Origin of the sequence: Pseudoalteromonas sp. S3260 (genome assembly GCF_005886925.1) — a bacterium.
Taxonomy (GTDB): Bacteria; Pseudomonadota; Gammaproteobacteria; order Enterobacterales; family Alteromonadaceae; genus Pseudoalteromonas; species Pseudoalteromonas tetraodonis.
In genome coordinates, this window is the sequence record NZ_PNCV01000011.1 from 32,643 (window position 1) to 52,030 (window position 19,388).

Annotated in this window: 19 protein-coding genes and 3 pseudogenes; 8 read left to right on the forward strand and 14 right to left on the reverse strand. The window is 39.9% G+C overall.

Features of this window, described 5'->3' with window-relative positions:
• Positions 1-72 precede the first annotated feature (72 nt).
• Positions 73-492: a hypothetical protein gene (locus CWC14_RS02425; RefSeq protein ID WP_010388755.1), complete on the forward strand. Its 420-nt coding sequence runs from the start codon at positions 73-75 to the stop codon at positions 490-492.
• Between the two features lie 38 nt (positions 493-530).
• Here CWC14_RS02425 and CWC14_RS02430 read toward each other — a convergent pair.
• The 3 genes and pseudogenes from CWC14_RS02430 to CWC14_RS02440 form a co-directional block, all read right to left on the reverse strand.
• Positions 531-833: pseudogene (locus tag CWC14_RS02430) on the reverse strand (GNAT family N-acetyltransferase); the annotation flags it as partial.
• 188 nt (positions 834-1,021) lie between these two features.
• Entirely contained in the window at positions 1,022-1,174 is a 153-nt protein-coding gene (locus CWC14_RS02435; RefSeq protein ID WP_502705417.1) for a hypothetical protein, read from the reverse strand.
• Positions 1,175-1,335: 161 nt separating this feature from the next.
• Complete coding sequence (locus CWC14_RS02440; RefSeq protein WP_008130525.1) at positions 1,336-1,836, reverse strand: lactoylglutathione lyase family protein; 501 nt, start codon at positions 1,834-1,836, stop codon at positions 1,336-1,338.
• A gap of 104 nt (positions 1,837-1,940) precedes the next feature.
• Between CWC14_RS02440 and CWC14_RS02445 the strand changes: the two genes are divergently transcribed.
• Positions 1,941-2,807 (forward strand): LysR family transcriptional regulator, encoded by an 867-nt coding sequence (locus tag CWC14_RS02445; protein WP_138561063.1) that lies wholly within the window; start codon positions 1,941-1,943, stop codon positions 2,805-2,807.
• 37 nt (positions 2,808-2,844) lie between these two features.
• On the opposite strand, the gene CWC14_RS19615 is transcribed toward CWC14_RS02445, so the two are convergent.
• The 3 genes from CWC14_RS19615 to CWC14_RS02455 form a co-directional block, all read right to left on the reverse strand.
• Entirely contained in the window at positions 2,845-3,339 is a 495-nt protein-coding gene (locus tag CWC14_RS19615; RefSeq protein WP_248532274.1) for a hypothetical protein, read from the reverse strand.
• 117 nt (positions 3,340-3,456) lie between these two features.
• The gene (locus CWC14_RS19620; protein ID WP_248532275.1) at positions 3,457-3,906 is read right to left on the reverse strand and encodes a heparan-alpha-glucosaminide N-acetyltransferase domain-containing protein; all 450 of its coding nucleotides are present in this window, start codon (positions 3,904-3,906) and stop codon (positions 3,457-3,459) included.
• Positions 3,890-4,240 (reverse strand): hypothetical protein, encoded by a 351-nt coding sequence (locus CWC14_RS02455; protein ID WP_248532277.1) that lies wholly within the window; start codon positions 4,238-4,240, stop codon positions 3,890-3,892. The genes CWC14_RS19620 and CWC14_RS02455 overlap by 17 nt, the downstream gene beginning before the upstream one ends.
• A gap of 129 nt (positions 4,241-4,369) precedes the next feature.
• Between CWC14_RS02455 and CWC14_RS19125 the strand changes: the two genes are divergently transcribed.
• The gene (locus tag CWC14_RS19125) at positions 4,370-4,519 is read left to right on the forward strand and encodes a hypothetical protein (protein ID WP_171036816.1); all 150 of its coding nucleotides are present in this window, start codon (positions 4,370-4,372) and stop codon (positions 4,517-4,519) included.
• Positions 4,452-4,589: pseudogene (locus CWC14_RS20015) on the forward strand (IS982 family transposase); the annotation flags it as partial. The gene CWC14_RS19125 and the pseudogene CWC14_RS20015, both read left to right, overlap by 68 nt.
• A gap of 193 nt (positions 4,590-4,782) precedes the next feature.
• Here the strand turns inward: CWC14_RS20015 and CWC14_RS02465 are convergent.
• On the reverse strand, positions 4,783-5,823 hold the full coding sequence (locus CWC14_RS02465) for a methionine synthase (protein ID WP_138561065.1): 1,041 nt from the start codon (positions 5,821-5,823) through the stop codon (positions 4,783-4,785).
• Between the two features lie 31 nt (positions 5,824-5,854).
• Positions 5,855-6,829, reverse strand: coding sequence for a DUF1852 domain-containing protein (locus CWC14_RS02470; RefSeq protein WP_138561067.1), 975 nt, complete (start codon positions 6,827-6,829; stop codon positions 5,855-5,857).
• 445 nt (positions 6,830-7,274) lie between these two features.
• On the opposite strand from CWC14_RS02470, the gene CWC14_RS02475 reads away from it, so the two are divergent.
• Complete coding sequence (locus tag CWC14_RS02475) at positions 7,275-8,084, forward strand: sulfite exporter TauE/SafE family protein (protein WP_138561069.1); 810 nt, start codon at positions 7,275-7,277, stop codon at positions 8,082-8,084.
• Between the two features lie 201 nt (positions 8,085-8,285).
• On the opposite strand, the gene nhaR is transcribed toward CWC14_RS02475, so the two are convergent.
• Positions 8,286-9,179, reverse strand: coding sequence for a transcriptional activator NhaR (nhaR, locus tag CWC14_RS02480; protein ID WP_138561071.1), 894 nt, complete (start codon positions 9,177-9,179; stop codon positions 8,286-8,288).
• Between the two features lie 109 nt (positions 9,180-9,288).
• Here nhaR and CWC14_RS02485 point away from each other — a divergent pair, with 109 nt between their 5' ends.
• Both CWC14_RS02485 and CWC14_RS02490 read left to right on the forward strand, forming a co-directional pair.
• Entirely contained in the window at positions 9,289-9,588 is a 300-nt protein-coding gene (locus CWC14_RS02485; protein ID WP_138561074.1) for a hypothetical protein, read from the forward strand.
• 444 nt (positions 9,589-10,032) lie between these two features.
• The gene (locus CWC14_RS02490) at positions 10,033-10,320 is read left to right on the forward strand and encodes a helix-turn-helix domain-containing protein (protein WP_138561076.1); all 288 of its coding nucleotides are present in this window, start codon (positions 10,033-10,035) and stop codon (positions 10,318-10,320) included.
• Positions 10,321-10,355: 35 nt separating this feature from the next.
• Here CWC14_RS02490 and drt2 read toward each other — a convergent pair whose 3' ends face one another.
• From drt2 to CWC14_RS02505, 3 genes and pseudogenes are all read right to left on the reverse strand, one after another.
• Entirely contained in the window at positions 10,356-11,636 is a 1,281-nt protein-coding gene (gene drt2 / locus CWC14_RS02495; RefSeq protein WP_138561078.1) for an antiviral reverse transcriptase Drt2, read from the reverse strand.
• Positions 11,637-12,181: 545 nt separating this feature from the next.
• Entirely contained in the window at positions 12,182-14,518 is a 2,337-nt protein-coding gene (locus CWC14_RS02500; protein WP_138561080.1) for a S9 family peptidase, read from the reverse strand.
• A gap of 134 nt (positions 14,519-14,652) precedes the next feature.
• A pseudogene (locus CWC14_RS02505) lies at positions 14,653-15,530 on the reverse strand (LysR family transcriptional regulator).
• Between the two features lie 71 nt (positions 15,531-15,601).
• Between CWC14_RS02505 and CWC14_RS02510 the strand changes: the two are divergent.
• Positions 15,602-16,498 (forward strand): MBL fold metallo-hydrolase, encoded by an 897-nt coding sequence (locus CWC14_RS02510; RefSeq protein WP_138561082.1) that lies wholly within the window; start codon positions 15,602-15,604, stop codon positions 16,496-16,498.
• A gap of 75 nt (positions 16,499-16,573) precedes the next feature.
• Here the strand turns inward: CWC14_RS02510 and CWC14_RS02515 are convergent, their stop codons facing one another.
• Together CWC14_RS02515 and CWC14_RS02520 are read right to left on the reverse strand one after the other, a co-directional pair.
• Positions 16,574-17,371, reverse strand: coding sequence for a DODA-type extradiol aromatic ring-opening family dioxygenase (locus CWC14_RS02515; RefSeq protein WP_138561084.1), 798 nt, complete (start codon positions 17,369-17,371; stop codon positions 16,574-16,576).
• Between the two features lie 104 nt (positions 17,372-17,475).
• Complete coding sequence (locus CWC14_RS02520) at positions 17,476-18,945, reverse strand: DNA recombination protein RmuC (protein ID WP_138561086.1); 1,470 nt, start codon at positions 18,943-18,945, stop codon at positions 17,476-17,478.
• Positions 18,946-19,388 lie beyond the last annotated feature (443 nt).

A 19,388-nucleotide genomic window follows, 5' to 3' on the forward strand; every position in this document is an offset into this window, starting at 1 on the left:
AAACAATTATCATTTGATGTTTTGAGATTTCTGTTTTACAGTCTTAAAAAATAAACAGATATAGAACGTATAATGGCCTTACCTTTTTTATGTGCTCGACACAAACAACATGTTTTATGTCAACCAGAACAAGCAATTATAGATATTCAAAATGCGCAGCTAAGTGGCGAAGCGCTGTTTAAACGATACCAATTTGCACAAGCATTGCCGTATTTGGGGTGTGCACTTGAAAGTGCGTCCTTATTAGCTCAAATGTATAACTGTGCGAATAAACAGCAAATCATACAAATTACCTCACTTACAGAGCGCCTTTATTCCACACTTCACTTTTTAGACGAACAAAGTGCTGCGCACAATGCACTCATACAATCTATTAATCTGCTAAACGAAATATTGTATAGCGATGATGAATATCATGACTTAGCGCTTTCATGCATTACACAGCTAAAAAAATTAGCACTGCAACATCCTCCACACCTTACTAAGCACTAATTTTTATGGCAATAAGCAACGCGCTAAACAAAATTGGGTTAACTTTTTATATTAATAATGGCTAACATATCTTCTTCGTCTTCATCTAGGCCAACTTCTTCAAACCCAAAACTAGAATAAAAATCCTTAGCAACAGGGTTTTGCGGGTTATAACAAATCTCGATTTGTTCAAGCTTAGAAGTCGTTTTAATCTCTGCAATTGCCATGAATAGTGCTTGGCGGCCAATACCTTTATTTTGATGATGTTCATCTACCATAAAACGCCAAATAGAAACTTTTGTAGGGGTTTCTTGCACCCACATAAAAAAGCCTACAGGCTTATTATTTTGGTAAATAACCTGAACTCTGGTTAAGAGGTTTACTAACGTATTGAGTAAAAAGTGATATTTATGCTTATTCTCTCTAGCCAGAGATTTCCAGTGAAAACAAGGCGAAATTACGCGTCAATAGCTAGCCTATTGCAAGTAAATTCAACGAAGTTAGCGCTGAAAATTACTGCTTGAGATAGATTTATTATCCAGAGTTCAGGTTAATTCGCTTTACAGGTATACCCGCTATTGTAGTGCGCTTCAACTAACGACCACATATTACTCGCTACGTAATCTTGTTGCGCTTTGGTAACGTCTAAATCGCATACCTCTTCGTAATTAGCAGAGGTGACATCTTCCAATGAAATGTTCATTATTGTCCTAAATTTAAAACATGGAGTTATAAGTAGTTTTGTTTTATCACGTTATCAGCACTAATATACCTAGGCAATGTATTCTTTTTAGGCACAAAAAAGCCGCAGTAATAAATACTGCGGCCTTTGTTTTTAGCTAAATTTTTTTAGACTAGCTAAGTTTAATAAGCACCAGCGCTATATATAAGCTCGTAACTGTGGCTGTAAATCTCAAGGATGTTACCAAACGGGTCTTCCATGTAGATCATGCGGTACGGCTTTTCGCCAGGGTAGTAGTAACGTGGCTCTGGCATACGTTTTTTACCACCTGCAGCAACAATACGATCCGCTAAGCCTTCTACATCAGGGTCTTGTACACAGAAGTGGAAGATACCGGTTTTCCAGTATTCAAAGTTGTCTTTAGGGTTTTCTTGGTCTTTAAATTCAAAAATTTCTACACCAATTCGGTCGCCTGTTGAAAGATGCGCTATTTTGAATTTTTCCCAATTTGGACCAAATACATCGGTACACATTTCGCCAATTGGGCTGTTGTCTTCAGTGATCACAGTAGGCTCCATTATGGTGTACCAGCCCATCACCTTAGTGTAAAACTCTACGGCTTTTTCAACATCGGGAACTGAAATACCAATGTGCGAAAAACTACGTGGATATGTATGACTCATAATAAATACTCCTACTTAACTATGTTTAGTTGATGGAGTGAGTTTACGAACTGACCAACATTAAGTAAAATTATCATTAATCATCATTTTGAGTATATTTTGTAATGATAAACCCGGCATGGCTAAATACATTTTGCACTTTGGTTGAGGTAAACCATTTTACCCAAACCGCCGAGCGCCTTTATATGACCCAGTCAGGCGTAAGCCAACATATAAAAAAGTTAGAGCAGCAAGTAGATTGCGCCTTGCTTGAGCGCCACGGTAAACAATTTACGCTTACCGTTCAGGGTCAAAATTTATATCAGCAGGGTAGTCAGTTACTCAAAGAATGGCAGTTTTTAGAACAACAATTAAAAGATGACTCGCCATACAGCGGTTTAGTTAAAATACAGTCGCCAGGCAGTTGTGGACTGCAGTTTTACAATCAACTATTAGCACTGCAAGTAGAGCACAAGGAGCTAATTATAGATTATCGCTTTGCTCCAAATACCAGTGTTGAACAAGCAGTGGCAAACCATAGTGCCGATATTGGCTTTTTAACTCAAGCGCCAGCCCTTAGCGAAGTAACCAGCCATAAAATAGGCCAAGAACCTTTACTATTGGTAACTCCGGCCGCAATAAAAAACCCAACATGGAGCGCATTAAATGAACTGGGCTTTATTAGCCACCCCGATGCAAAACATCATGCACAGCTTTTACTTAGCGAAAACTACAGTGAATTTGAACATGTTGATCAAATTAAGCAAACGGGGTTTTCTAACCAAATAAGTTTAATACTGGAGCCGGTAAGTTTAGGGCTGGGTTTTACGGTTTTACCCGCACACGCAGTAAGTGCTTTTAATAAACCTGCGCTTATTAAAACGCATCATTTAACAAATCCAATTAGCGAAAATATTTATGTGTGCCATCACCGAAATAGGCCGTTAGCAAAGCGTATGCATAGCGTTATTGACGCAATAAAAGCAAGCTAGGGCACCCAAATCAGCGTCCGTAAAGCCCCTTTACAGTTTATGCTGCACGTTTAGATTTTTGCTTAAAACCAAGTAGGGTTAACTTAGTTTGCAAATACATTTTGTGTATTGCAAAAGTGAGTAAACTCATAAGCGCCATTAGACACAAGGTTGGCACAAGCGACTGCGTATGATAACCAAACACACCCATAAACCAGCAAATAAGGACCCACTGAATAACATACAAAGCGGTAACATGTTTACTGGCATATAAAAGAGCACGTGTAATAGGGCCATTATATTTATCAGCAAAAATATACTGTATAGCCGCTAGGGCACATAAATTTAAGCCAATTAAATAGCTAATACCGCCGCCATTTAAATTGAAAAATTTGCCAAACTGACCTTTAAAATCAATGGCTAACCATATGCCGCCAATAACTAGTAAAGCAGCACCAAGTTGTGCACATACTTTATATAAGTAATCGGCACATTGGTGGTTACTACTGTATAAACGACAAAGTACATACCCCGTTAATATCGCACTTATCAAAAGAAATACCGGAAAATGCACCTGATAGTTATTAGCAAAAAAACAAATCGCTAAAATAAGGTGAAAGCGTAAATTGCAGCCGCCTTACAAACTGGCTCAAAACTGCAATTGCAATGGCTAAACCCGCAATCCATGTTGTTTTCCAACGGTCAATATTAAGCACACCAAACAGCAATAAGCTAACTCCAGCCAGTTGTAAAATAATTGTAACTGCCCAGCACTGAGCGGACTTTGCCAGCCATACGCATTTATAAACGCCTCAGGCATGGTATTAAATACTTCAATAGGCAGCCAGGACTTGACCGCATTCATAAAATAAGCAAGCAGTAAAAGCTGTATGCCACGCTTAATTAATAGCAAGGGTGTTTGCCTGCGCGAAAGCGCCATAAATAGCCCCATTGCCACCAAAAACGAGGCGGTGCCTTTGCCAAGTATATGTACAACCGTACCAAATGCGCTTTCACTTTGAAGCGTTGTGGAGGCATACATCCATAAGGTATGCACAATAATCATAATGAAAACGCTCGCACCACGCACAAGATCAATCGTTTTAAGACGTTGGTTCATTGGTATTAATGTCCTTTTTAGGGCAGGTTTGGCATTTGCTATAACAGGCTAAATAATAGCGGCAACAGGCTAAACGCTGGTTTTTTTCAGTAAATGGCGCATCAAGATTAAAGTGTTCACAAATAACGGTGTGCAGCTGACGATGGCAATTGTTGATATGTAAAGTAGTAGCAAGGGCTAAACTATGAGCTCGATCAATGGCGCTACTTAATGAATCGAGTAATAACCGTGCTTGTTCTTTTTTATCCAGCGCGTAGTCGGTATTTATCCATTCACCAACTTGGCTTATAAAATGAGTAAACGCTTTGGTTTGCTCAGTTTTACTTACTAACACGTCGTTATTCAGATTAAACCCACGACAAGAAGCGTAAATAACCTGAGCTGCACATAAGAAATGGAACTAAATGCCCTTGCGGTGATCAGATCTTTCGACCAAGAAACATAAGATTACCGAGGGAAGGGCATGAATAACTTAGATGCAATTTACCTAGGTGTCGATGATTTTTGTTTATTGTTTGAACCTCAATGGCTTAAACACCTAATAGAATCAGGTGAAAAATATGGCTCAAATAGACCACACAAGGCACCGCAGCGGCATCTCATTTATGGTTAATTTAATGGCTGGATTAATTGCCTATACTTTTCAGACTAAAAAGCCGAGTATAAAAGTGACTCGGCTTTAATTCTTATGCAGTTCTGAGGTTAATTACGCTAGGTTTGCTGCACTCACCCAACCAATATTCAACGAACTTAAACCTTTTCCCTTTCACCTTTGACCTTGCACTTTAACTGTAACCCCCCCTTACATTTTGATTAAAAAAGCCACACCTCAACATGTGTTAAGGCGTGGCTTTTTACAGCTGCTTTAACTAAGAATTAAGCGACATTCGCTGCTAACAGTTCGTTACGTACTAGCTCTGCGCCTTTGCTTAGGGCGTTAAGTTTACCGTTTGCGATGTCGCGGGGTAGGGGTGCCATACCGCAGTTGGTGCAGGGGTAGAGTTTGTCGGCATCAACGTATTTAAGCGCTTCGCGTAGGGTTTTGGCCACCTCTTCGGGTGTTTCTATAGTATTGGTGGCTACATCGATTGCGCCCACCATTATTTTTTTACCGCGCACCAGTTCGAGTAGCTCTATGGGTACATGTGAGTTTTGACATTCGAGCGAAATAATATCAATATTCGATTTTTGCAGCTTAGGGAATACTTCTTCGTATTGTCGCCACTCGGTGCCAAGGGTTTTCTTCCAATCGGTGTTGGCTTTAATGCCGTAGCCGTAGCAAATATGCACGGCGGTTTCGCATTTTAACCCTTCTATGGCTCGCTCTAGGCAGGCTATGCCCCAGTCGTTTACCTCGTCAAAAAACACGTTAAAAGCGGGTTCATCAAATTGAATTATATCAACCCCTGCGGCTTCTAGCTCTTTGGCTTCTTGGTTAAGTATTTTAGCAAATTCCCATGCCAGTTTTTCACGGCTTTTATAGTGATCGTCATACAGGGTGTCGATCATAGTCATGGGCCCAGGCAGTGCCCATTTAATTGGTTGGCTGGTTTGCTGGCGTAAAAACTTGGCGTCTTCAACAAATACCGATTTAGTGCGAGACACAGGGCCAACCACTGTGGGTACGCTGGCGTCGTAACGGTCGCGAATTTTAACTGTTTTGCGGTTTTCAAAATCAACGCCATTTAAATGTTCAATAAAGGTGGTTACAAAGTGTTGGCGAGTTTGTTCGCCGTCGCTGACTATATCTACGCCTGCGGTTTGTTGCTCGTGCAGGGAAATACGCAGGGCGTCGTGTTTGCCATCAATCAGCTCACTACCTTGTAATTTCCACGGTGACCATAAGGTTTCGGGCTCAGCAAGCCATGACGGTTTTGGCAAGCTGCCTGCTGATGATGTAGGTAATAGTTTTTTCATAATAAATGCTGCCTTTAATTTTGTTGTGTGATTAAGCGATACTTGCCGAGAACTGCTGCAACACCGATTGATAAGGCTTAATAAAATGCTGCTCAGTAAATTTACCTTGCTCTACCGCTAATTGACCTCGCTCTGCGCGGTCATACACAATTTGCGTTAACGAATGATCGTCATTTTTTAAATTCGGTTTATAACGACTACCTGCGGCGGCATTAGCGTTATAAATTTCTGGACGATAAATTTTTTGAAACGTTTCCATGGTGCTAATAGTGCTAATTAGTTCAAGGTTGCTGTAGTCGTTAAGTAGGTCACCAAAAAAGTAAAACGCTAACGGTGCAACGCTGTTTGGTGGCATAAAGTAGCGCACTTGTAGGCCCATTTTTTTAAAGTATTGCTCTGTTAACGACGACTCATTAGGCTGATACTCTACGCCTAAGATAGGGTGTAAGTTTTCGGTTTGCTGATAGATTTTGTTATCAGACACGCTTAAGCAAATAACTGGCGGCTTTTTAAAATGCTGTTTATAGGTATCTGAGTTTACAAAGCATTTAAACAACTTACCGTGTAAGTCACCAAAATTATCGGGGATACTAAATTGCGGTTTGCTTTTGTTATGCTCAAGCAATAACACGCTAAAGTCGTAGTCGCGCACATACGATGAAAAGTTATTACCCACCATGCCTTCAATTCGCTCATTAGTTTGGTGGTCAATAATATTGGTTTTTAATACCTCAATTGACGGAAATGCCTGGCCACTGCCTGCAATGTCTAAATCAACCGAAATGATCTCGAGCTCAACCTCGTAACGATCCCCTTGTGGGTTATCCCAACTGGCCAGAGCATTAAAACGATTGTTGATCATTTTTAGGGTATTACGCAGGTTTTGTTGGCGGCTTTCACCCCTTGCTAAATTAGCGAAATTGGTCGTAATACGTGTGTTATTTGACGGATGGTAGTTTTCATCCAAGTTAGTGCTTTTAATAGTAAATGCAAGATCAGTGCTCATAGCCGTATCCTTTCAATTTGAGTTGTTGCTGCTTTTATTGATGGCGCATTACTCGCTGTTAAAACCGACATAACGGGTTAGCTGTAATGGTGCTTTGCAGAGTTAATAAATTTATACGCGCTATGTAGCATGAAGAAAAACGGTATTATTTCAGGTAAAACATGAGCCAGATTCATTCTTTAACAAAGTTGAATGAATAAATTAGGCTAGTAGACGCTCCCACTCAGACAAAACCTACTTTAGAAGTCTAGATTTCTAGATGTTTTTACGGGTGTTGTGATTTATTCATACAAAACGTGAGTATTATTCAATGCTCATAAGTACTTAAAGTGCCATTTGCATAAACGGTTGTTGATATACTCGAATAAACCTTGGTGAGCTTAAGCACTTTATTAAGCAGCTCGCCGTCGCAGAACTTTCCACAACATAAGAAGAGACAAAAGGAATGAGTGATTTAATAGTGTTAATTATATACTGCGCCATATTAGGTAGCGGTGTTGGTTTTTTAGCAGGCTTATTAGGAATAGGGGGCGGGCTGGTGATTGTGCCCATACTCAGCATGATATTACTGCACTTTAATGCTTTGCCACCTGAACAAGTAGTGGTGGTTGCCATTGCGACCTCGCTGGCCTCTATTTTATTTACTTCGACCTCGTCGGCTATTGCGCATCATAAAAATGGCAATGTACCCTGGGATATTGCACCTTGGGTTATGGCAGGCGTTGCCTTTGGTGCGCTTATTAGTGGCTTTATAGCTGCTCTATTACCTGAGCATGTAGTGCGTTTGGTATTTGCTGTGAGCGTGGTGCTAATTGCACTAAAAATGATTTTTTCTGGTAAGAATGATTCAGCAATAGCGCGCCCATTACCAAACAAAGGGTTACTAAGCGTTTATACGACCATAACCGGTGGCTTGTCTGCCATGATAGGTATTGGCGGCGGGGCAGTATTAGTGCCGCTACTGACGTTTTTTTCTGTTGATATGAAAAAAGCCATAGGCTGCGCCTCGGCCTCAGGCATTGTGATAGCGCTGTTTGGATCAATGGGTTATATCAGCTCTGGTAGCCAGTTATTTAGCCTAAAAGAAGGATTTGCAGGTTTTGTGTATTTGCCCGCTTTATTGGGTATTGTATGCACCTCATGGTTTACCGCGCCACTCGGTGCTAAAGCCACGCATTATTTGCCAGTTTCAACCATAAAGAAAATATTTGCCGGCTTATTAATTGTAATGGCAATTAATATGTTTACTCGATAAGAGCATTTATATGAGCCTTAAAAAGACGCGGCATAAAGCCGCTGCTACCTAGAATATTAGCGACTAGTAGCAGCGGGTTCACCCCCGCGTCGAATTTGAATTATAGATTTTAGACCCGTAACCCGCACCCCGACGCCCGTTAACCTTTAACCTTTAACCTTTAACCTTTAACCTTCACATTTTAAGGCGATTAACTAAAATCTACGTCATTTGCGCATGCTTTATAAATTCATCATAAATACTGTCTTTAATTAGCCTGTCGGGCGTAAAAGCATAATAATGCTGATAAACATTATCAATTGTACCAATGTAATTAACGTCGTAATGGCGTTCTACTTCAGCTCTTACCAAAATAGGCGCAGGGAATATACCAAACCCTTGCTCACCGAGTGACTTCATTAATGCGCTGTCGTCAACATGGCCAGCTATTGTCATTTCAATCTCTTGCTCTTGCAGCCAATAATAAATAGCACGCGCGACGGGGCTTTCTTTTGCGGGGAGCACTAGAGGCTTGTTATTTAAAGACTGCGGAAACTGCTTATGTAGTTGCGAATGCCATGTTTCGTTACCAAAAAGAGCGATTTGGCTTTTACCTATTTCATGACAAAACGCCTTAAATGGCAAAGTAGTATCGAGTGGTTTATCAGCTAAAACTAAGTCGAGCTTATGAATCGCCATTTGTGCCAGCAGCTCATCTTGTTGGCCGTCAATACAGTGTAAGTTGGTAATACGGTCGTTATTAATTAAAGGCGCTAGCCACTTCGACACCAATGATTTGGGTAACACATCTGAAATACCCACCTTTAACGTTCGTGAGTATTGCGTGGTATCACCTTGTGTGGTTTCTAGCCATTCGTGAGCAATAGCAAACATATCATTAGTGTACTGCTGAGTTACATGGCCAAACTCCGTTAACTGTAGGCCCCGCCCTTGGCGAATAAATAGCGGTTTTCCTAGTCGTTGCTCTAAGTTAGTAATTTGCGAGCTGACCGTTTGCGGCGTTAAATTAAGTATTTTACTCGCCGCTGTAATACTGCCGTGCTTACTTACTTGCCAAAAATAATATAAGTGATTGTAGTTGATGTTGGTAATCATTCGAAAATACCTGTTTTAAAGTAAGAAATAATCAGCTTTTTCCTTTGCCACTAAGTTAGTAGATTACAGTCATGCCTGCAACATAGTTACTATTAAAAGGTGTAATTGCATGAAGCTAAAACTTACAGTTAAAAATAAGATAATTAACGCAAGTGAAAAGATGTCGCTTTTGAAGTTGATAAAAAGCCAATTGGCAAAACATGCTTTAAATATTCGTAAAGTTGAGATTCAAATAAATGATCTTTCGAGTGAGCGCCACGGCACTTTGCAGCAATGCAAAATTAATATTCTTTTGCCTGGGCTACCCAGTATTAATGTAAATACAAAAGGAAGAAGTATGCTGCAAGCGATAAAGCGGGCACTTAAAAGTTTGCAGCACATTCTCGTTAATAAGTATCAACCTTCGTAGCCAAGCTCTTAGTTTTTATTAATATCGCACTTGCAGTAGCATGGATGCTACTCTTTTAATGCCTCTCTAATTCCAAGCTATGTTTAATATTAAACGATTCAATTATTGCCTATTGAGCAGTATTTCCTTGTTGGGTTTTGTTGGACTATACCCAACTTACCGTAACTAAAATTCTTTGACCTTGTTCCTTTAACCTTTGACCTCAGCTATAAACCCCTCACACCATTTTGATTAAAAAGAGAGTGAAATTTTCAATTACCTAAATTCATAGTTTATTGTGAATTTATTAGGTTCATGCCTATTAATTTAATAATTCACAAAATACTGTGAATTTATCATTTAGTGAGTTAACTTTCGCTATAATCCACAAAATATTGTGAATTATTAGCTTTTTTGTACTTTTTTAACTATTATTCACAAAATACTGTGAATTTTGGATGGGTTATGGAAGTCACGATAAAGTCAGCAAAACAATTAGGTAAATTGGCAAGCATTGTGAGAAAAAGCCAAAAGCTTGACCAAAAAACTGCGGGAGATTTCTCCGGTATTAGTATTAATACAGTAAGTGATTTTGAAAATGGCACAGGTTCGTTATCAATTGGCCGCGCGTTTAATTTAATGGAAGCTTTAGGCTTAGAAGTAAAAATAGACGTGGTTGTACCTCAACATGATGAAAAGGCTAAAAATAAATTACTAATGCAAATCCAGAACATGGTGGCTGAGCATGAATAAGCTAATATAGCGTCAATATGGCTAACCTGCACTAATTAATCCTTATCCAATTCTTCATGAAAGCGTCGCCATAATGGTTTTAATTGCTTTTTAATTGTATTACTTTCCATTTTATTAGCAGCCCTAAGCCCATATGTAATAAAATTACGTCCCCCTAGGTGAGTATAACGGCTATAAAGCTTTTTTTTATAAAGAGCTTTTTCATCAGCTCCTTTCATAGCTCTGATATCATTATATTTTCTCATTGTTTGCTTCGCGAGACTAACACCCCTTCTCATTTTTTCCGAGTATCTAGCTAGGGAAGAAGAACGTAAGTAAATATTTTCACCGTCAAAAATAAAGCCAAGATATTGCAATGTATTATCAGCTTTAAGAATATTTCCTACCTTATTAAATTGTCTGATCTCTGTTTTATCTGGATTAATACGTACTTTTAACTTTGATATATGCTTTTGAGCAAATCCTGCTACTTTGTTTTTAAGCCTTTTAGGCATAATAAACAGCATATCATCACAATATCTAAAGTAGTAACCACCATGTATATCAGCATATTTTTTCATTTCTAAATCAAAGTCCAACATATAAATATTGGATAAAAGCGCACTGATAGGAGAGCCTTGAGGTATGCCATACCCACATAAATTTGGTTTTATTAAACCTTCTGCCCGTACCTTTGTTCTAAAGTCCTCAGAGCTACAAATCCGTTTATGTTGATTTCTAGGTTTGTTTTTTGAAATTGAGAATAATTTATATAGCTCCAACTTATCTACCGTCGAGAACTTAGTAATTGATTTAAAAACATTGAAGTGGTCGGGTGGAAGTTTTTCTTGGCCGAGAAGTTTACACCAAGATTTTTTAAGTAAATTATGATCTAAAGTATCAAAAAACTTAGAAAAATCGAGCGCTACAGCGCTGCATTCTCCCATTTCTTTTATTTTAAGAAATGCTTCATAAGCAAAATCTATATTACTTTTTCCTAAATTTCTGAAAGCAAGAACAGACTTATCGAGACCATTACCTTTTAATGTCCCTTCATATAGTTCACTCAATTTTTCAGCATAAAAAGCATAAATATGACTATCAACATGGGACGAATAAGCTATAGGTCGCATTTTATTCTTAGCCAAAAGCTTGCCTGATAATTTATCTTTATTTATTTTTTTTGAACTAACCTCATAATTTATCAAGGGATAAAATGAGTGCTTTTTTACGAAGCTAGGATTGGAGGTTAAGCTAATTGCTTTCTTTGTACCAATAGGTAGATCAAAGTGAAGATAACCTCTTCTTCGATACCAGCAGGGGTGATTATCGTCCATAATAAACTCTCTAGCAAAACCGAGGCAGACTTAGAACTGCGGCAATTCCAATCGCCTTACCTCGGCTTAACCAAGTTACTTAAGTAACCATCTTGTAAAACGTCGCCGCGTAATGTTAGACATGAATTATAATATAACTATTAACTTGGAGGTATCCATAAACATTCAGAAGACCTTAGTCCATGTAATCTTATCGTTCTTATCGTTTGCCTGTTGTGGCGTTCCGATAGTACTTGACAACATGTTATAAACCTCCGAGCCTAATTGGAGTGTTCTCCTCATCTCGAAGCACCTATAAGATAATTGATAAAATGATATATATCAATCAACAATTTGCCCCATTCTGACGATATCACTAAACTCTATTTGCAACCAATAGAAGGAGAGCACGGAGACATCTTGATCCTGCCAATAACGTTGTATTTTTGTTGGGTTTCGTTGCACTCTACCCAACCTACGCTTTGTAAACCCCCGTTACACTTTGATTAAAAAAGCCGCATACTAATAATTAGTGTGCGGCTTTAGTATTTTACTTTTTAAAGCGGTTACTTGTTTAGTAAGTGCTTTTCAAAAAAGTCAGCCATCATAGTATGGTAATGCAAAGTGGTGCCTTTGCCTTCGCGCAAGCTGTGTGAGCGGTTAGGGTATGAGAAAAACTCAAACTGTTTGTTATGCTTAACGAGTTCGTCAATTAAGCGTTCTGAGCCTTGGTAATGCACGTTATCATCGCCTGTGCCGTGAATAAGTAATAGCTTACCGGTTAGGTTTTTAGCAAAGGTAATCGGCGAGGTGTTATCGTAACTCTCAGGGTCGGTGTTTGGGTTGCCCGCATAACGCTCTTGGTAAATGGTGTCGTACAAACGAATGTCCGGCACGGGTGCTGAGGCAATCCCTACTTTAAATTTATCACCATGGCGGAACAGTAAATTAAGGGTTGAACTACCGCCGCCTGAGTGTCCCCATACGCCAACGCGGTCTGTGTCTATTACATCCCAGCGTTTAGCCATGGCATCTAGGGCGTCTACTTGATCTTGCACGGTAATTGAGCCAATTTTTTTATAAATCGATTTACGCCAATCGCGGCCTTTTGGTGCACGTGTACCACGGTTATCAACCGATGCTACAATAAAGCCTTTTTGCGTTAACAGTGATTTATACAGGTAACTGTTACCTTCCCAGCGGTCTTGCACGGTTGAACCCCATGGTTCGCCGTATACGTAAAACACTATTGGGTATTTTTTACTTTTATCCATGTTCTCTGGGAACATAATGTAGCCGTCAAGCTCGGTGCCATCTTGCGCGTTTACTTTAAAAAACTCATGCTTTGGTAAGCTTTGTTCAGCCAGTTTTTGTTTAAGCTTTGTATTTTCAACTAAGGTTTTTACATTACTATGATCGCTCACTTTAATGATCTCTTTAGTCGGTGGCGTACCAAATTTTGAGTAAGTATGCATTGCCCATGAGGCATCTTTTGACATGTAGTAGCTGTTTGATCCCTCAAACTCAGCAGGTGTTACCCGTACCGGTTTGCTGCTGCCATCAAGCGGTGTGCTGTATAAATAACGCTGACCAGGATCGTTTGGCGAGGCAATAAAATACATCACGTTTTTGTCTTCATTGATGCTCAGCATATCAATAATGTCGTAATCGCCAGGGGTTAGGTCGATAATAGTCTTGCCATCGCGCGATACACGATAAAGATGACGCCAACCGTCGCGTTCGCTATGCCAAATAAAAAACTCGCCGTCTTTTGACCAGTTTGCTTTATAAAACCATTCGATAAACGCATCGTCTTTGTCTTCTAAAATCTTGGTCAGTTGCTGCTTTTGCCAATCAAACAACCACACTTTGTTATGGCTTTGCGGGCGGTTTAAGTCTTGAATCATTAATTCATTACCGGTGCCTGCCCAGCTAATACGCGGAATATAACGGTCGCGGTTATCGCCTTCAAGCTCAGCCCAACGGGTTTGTTTATCAGCAAGGCTTACCACACCAACACGCACGGCAGAGTTGGTTTCACCGGCTTTAGGATAAGGGAATTCTTTTAGGGTAGGGTACAGTTCGTCGGTGTTGTTAATCATAGTGAAAAATTTAACGTCACTGGTATCAAGCTGCCAATAGGCGATTGATTTGTTGTCGGGGCTCCAACGAAAGCCATCGGCAATAGTAAATTCTTCTTCGTATACCCAATCAAAATTACCGTTAACAATGGTGGCACTGCCATCGGTTGTGAGCGCGGTGACATCGTTACTACCAACCGCTTGCATATAAATATTGTTGTCGCGTACGTAAGCCACTTTTGAGCTATCTGGCGAGAACTTAGCAAACATTAACTTAGTTGGCTCAACGTCTTTACCACCTAATTGCTGTAATTGGTTTGTCTCAAGGTTGAGTAACCAAAAATCCCCTCGACTGCGCGAACGCCAAACTTGCTCGCTGTTGGTAAATACCATCAACCATTTACCGTCTTTTGACCACTGATAGCTTTCGATTGCAAATGGCTCGTCTGCGCCCTCTGGCAACAGCTTTTCAAACTCAACCAGTACTTTACGGCCTGTGCCGTCAGCATTGTAAAATACAATGTCGTTGCCTTTTACGCCGTGCTCTTTTTCGTCATCGACGTTGTTATCGTCTGCTTTTTCTTTTTCGCTTTCGCGCTCTTCAAGCACAGTGTAGCCGGTACCATCGTCTAGCCACTTAAAGTAAGTGCTACGCTGGGTTTTAAATTCTTTATCTTTATAAATTTGCGCTAGGTTTAATGGGTTATTCACGGTGCTCATCGCTGCATTATTGTTGGTTGTTATGCTGGTACTTGAACATGCTTGCAAGCCTAAGCCCGCAACAATAGCCAGTGCCAAGCCCGATGTTTTGATCAGATTCATTATTATTGTTCCTTAGGTCTGTTGGCCTTTATGGATTAAGGCGCTTATTACATTTACTGTAACAAAATAACGTACAGAATATCAGTATGCTTAACGCACAAAGCTATGGTTTAAACCCAAACTTTTATAATTTATTACCATGCTGGATTTTTAAATTCTTCACTGAGCGTGTCGATTAGTGCTCTTACTGTTGCCGATAAATGCTGACGAGAAGGGTAAAGCACATATATTTTTATTGGGTTTAATGTCCATGGCGCTAATACACGCTGCAAGCGACCATCAAGTATATATTGGTTTGCCAAATACGTAGGATACCACCACCGGCTATGGCTGCATGAAGTAATGTGGTGGCCTCGTTTGCACTTAAATTGCATTTAACATCAACCGATTGAAATTCATCCCCGTTGTGTAAATGCCAAATATATCGGTCGAAGTTTTTATAGCCTAAACACTGATGAGCACTTAACTGTTGTGGTGTCGTTATTGGCGGATAATCAGCAAGGTAGCTGGCTGAGGCCACTAATATAGATTCACACTCGGCAATAGGTTTACCTATTAACGAAGGATCAGGATTGGCTGCAATACGTATTGTCAAATCAACACGTTGCTCTATTAGATCTGTGGTTGAGTCTTCAAGATCTATGTCTATTTGCACGTTAGGGTGACGTTTCATAAAACGTGTAAATATAGGGGCTAATTGTGCAAAACCTAACGACATACTGGTCGCTACTCGTATTTTACCTGACAACTGTTGCTGGCTTTTAGTTTGTTCAACTAAACGGTTAGCCTGTTCTAACCATTGCTCTATTTCGGGTAAACAGGCCTCGCCGGCGGTGGTAAGCGTTACTTTACGGGTAGTGCGATGCAATAAGCGCGTATTTAACCAGGCCTCTGCCGACTCTATATGACGAGTAACCATAGGGCGTGACATTTCAAGCCGATCGGCAGTGGCAGTAAAACTGCCTGAGTAGGCAACATCCACAAAAACCTGCGCTGCGGTGAGTTTATCCATAGTATTTGCACGATTTATGAAACAATGATGCTAAATATTGGTTGTTTTTCTGAACATATCAAACCTTTATTATGCTCGCATTAGCAACCAATGATGAGAATACCATGAACCTACGCACGCTTTTATTAAGCACACTATTAACCAGCAATATCGCTATTGCAGACGAACCCCCATTAACCCTTGATGTGTATAACGCTGACAGCAATAGCTTTCATGTTAATGCCACGCTGGTTTATGGCCGTACCGATGCAATTTTAATTGATGCCGGATTTACCAAAGCCGATGCACTGCGCATTGCCGCCAAAGTAATTGACTCTGGTAAACAACTAAAAACTATTTTTATTAGCCAAGCCGATCCTGATTACTACTTTGGCGCTGAAGTGTTACAACAGTTTTTTCCTGAGGCAGAGGTTATTACTACGCCCGCAGTGCACCAAAAAATAGCAGCAAAGCTTAAAGGTAAACTTGCTTTCTGGACCCCAAAAATGGGTGAAAACGCACCAAAAAACCCCGTCGTACCTAAGGTATTTAATGGTAATAGCTTAAAAATAGAAGGCCATACCATTGAAATTCGTGGTACAGAGGGTGAGCATAATCATCGTCCTTATTTATGGATACCTGATAACAAAGCTATTTTAGGTAATGTGGCTGTATACGCTAATGTTCATTTATGGATGGCCGATGCACAAACTCAAGCAGAGCAAAATGCCTGGGCAAAACAACTTAATGAAATGAAAGCACTTAAACCTGACGTGGTGATCCCAGGGCATATGAAAGCAGGCACTCAATTAGATGCTGAAAATATTGATTTTTCAATCCAGTATTTAAAGGATTTTGCACACGCTAAGCAAAGTAGTGATAGCAGTAAGCTGCTGATAAATAAAATGACCAACTCATACCCAGAGGCTGTATTACCTATGGCTCTTAGCATTGGCGCTAAAGTTCATAAAGGCGAAATGAAATGGTAATTGCTTACGCTTAACCACTGTAATAAATACAGTAGAACCAAAAAACACGCCTAGCAAAGTCTGGCGTGTTTTTTATTATTGCCACAAATACATACTGGCTCGCTTATTGGCAATATTTAATTCAAATACCTCAGTGCTTGCACACATAGCAGCGCCATAGCATACATGTAGCGGTAACAAGTGCTCTTCTCTGGGGTGATTAAAGCGTGCAGCTGGAGCTTGCTGCCATGCTAATAATTGCTGTTCACGCTGTTGCTCGGTTAATGTTTGATCTGCGATTGTGCTTACCAACCAATTTTCAAATGCCTGATTTTGCTGGTTAACATCGTTTGACTGAGTAACACCAAAAGCGCGCATATTATGGAAGGTAAAGCCTGAGCCTATAATTAATAAGTTATCGTAATCAATACTTTGCAACGCTTTACCAATTTCAACATGCAACAGCGGATCAAGGCTTGGGTGCAAGGATATTTGCACACAGGGAATATCGGCCTCTGGATACATAATTTTTAACGGTACAAACATACCGTGATCAAAACCACGCTGTGGATCGAGTTTTGAGTCAATATTATGTGTTGCGAGCGCTTGTTGTACTAAATTAGCAAGTTGCGGCTGGCCAGTACAAGGGTAAGTTAATTGGTACGCCTGCTCAGGAAAACCATAGTAATCGTAAATAAGCGGCGGTGAAGAGTGCGCCGTTATACTAATTGGTTGAGCTTCCCAATGCGCGCTGACCATTAAAATAGCAGAAGGCTTTGGGATTGTAGCGGCAACCTGTTCTAAACAGGCTCGCATTTCTGCATGGTTGGCATCACCTAGTAATGGCATTGGGCCGCCACCATGAGAAATGAAAAAAACAGTTGGGCGTTGCATGTGGTTAATCCTAAAGGACAGATATTATTATAGTGCCTGCGCAGTTAGTAAATAACTAGCCACATAAACGCACAGCCTTAGTGCGCAAATATTATATGTGGTGTTTATTCATCAAGCTCTAAGTGAGCGCGTTCAACGCTTTCTTGAGGTAACTCTTTTTGCACCGATACACCCAACTCTTTAAATTCTGAGGCTTGTTTAATTAAGTTACCTTTACCACGGTATAACTGAGAAAATGCTTTATCGTAAGTTTCTTTGGCTTTATCAAGCTGTTTACCCACGCCTTCCATACTGGTTAAAAAGCCGTTGAGTTTACTGTAGAAACGCTCAGCACGATTAGCCAGCTCTTTTGAGTATTTAGTTTGCTCTTCAAAGCGCCATAACTGTTTAACAATATTTAAACTGGTTAGCAGGGTAGTAGGGGTAGCAACCAAAATGTTTTTTTCGATTGCTTGCTGGTAAATGTCGCTTTGGTATTTAAGTGCTTCTACAAAGGCGGATTCAATCGGTACAAACATAATAACTACCTCAGGCGAGTTTATCCCTGGTAAACGGTCATACGATTTACTGGCCAACTCATTTATACGGGCAGTTACGGCATTTACATGCTCTTTAATCGCTTGTTGAGATTCCAGCTCTGTTTCGGCATTTACGTAGCGGGTATAGGCATTTAACGATGTTTTTGCATCAATCACTAAGTGCCGACCTTGGGGTAAATACACCACCACATCAGGACGAAGACGACCATCTTCGGTATTAAACGACACTTCGCGTTTATAGTCTGTGCCAGCTCGAAGTCCTGCGCTATCAAGCACGTTTTCAAGCATGAGTTCGCCCCAATTACCTTGGGTTTTCTTTTGCCCTTGTAAGGCATTGCTTAGCTTGTCAGCCTGCTCGGTAATGGCTTGGCTTTTGGCTTGTAAATGTAATAGCTCGGTTTTAAGTGCTGCACGTTGTTTTAAGTCTTCAACGTGAATAGATTCCATTTTATCTCTAAAGCCTTTTAGCTCACCTTGAACCGGCTTGAGTAACTGCTCTATGCTTTCTTGATTGAGGGTTTTAAATTTTTGCGATTTTTCTTCTAAGATTTGATTGGCTAAATTTTCGAATTCTTTTTTAAGCGTTTCTTTACTTTGCTCTATGTGAGCCAGTTGCTCGCTGAAATGTTGCTGCTTTTGCTCAAGGGTAGTGCGTATATTATTAAGCTCGACATCGCGCAGATTGTATTGCTCGCGCAGGGCGGTTAGCTCGGCTTCGGCTTTACGCCAATATTGATTATAAAGTTGGCTTTGTTTTTCTTGCTCAGTTAATCGCGTTTTAAAATGTTGCGCCTGATCACGTTGCTCTTGATGAGTAAGCCCTAACAAGTCGTGCTCTTCCACTAAAGAGGCATATTGATTTTGCGTATGCTCATACTGGCTTTGTAATAACAATAACTCTTGCTGCTGCTCACTCACTTGGCGCTTTATTTTTTTGCTTAACTGGACTGATACAACGCTGAAAATAGCCATACCGGCTATAGCGCCAGTACCAACACTTAACCAATCTAAATGGGATAAAAATGAAGTAAACATAAAATAAACTTTTAAAATTTAGTGACATGCCATCATAACGAATTACTCTCTTTAGCAGTAGGGTAAAACACTAAATTAAGCGCATAAAAAAAGCCAGCTAGTAAAGCTGGCTCAATATTACTAAATTAGTAATCAAACAGGGAAATCAACATGAAACTTGTAAAACAACATATCAACTACAAGCATAATAGTAGACGCGCTGCATTTAAATTAGTTCAAAATAATTTTAAAAAAGTTGAATTTGAGGCATAAAAAAAGCCAGCTAATAAAGCTGGCTCAATATTACTAAATTAGTAATCAAACAGGGAAATCAACATGAAACTTGTATAACAACACATCAACTACAAGCATAATAATAGACCCAGCCATTTGTGATTAGTTCAAAATAAATTAAATAAAAAAATAAATATTTTTAAAAGCAAAAAAAAGCCAGCGCATTACTG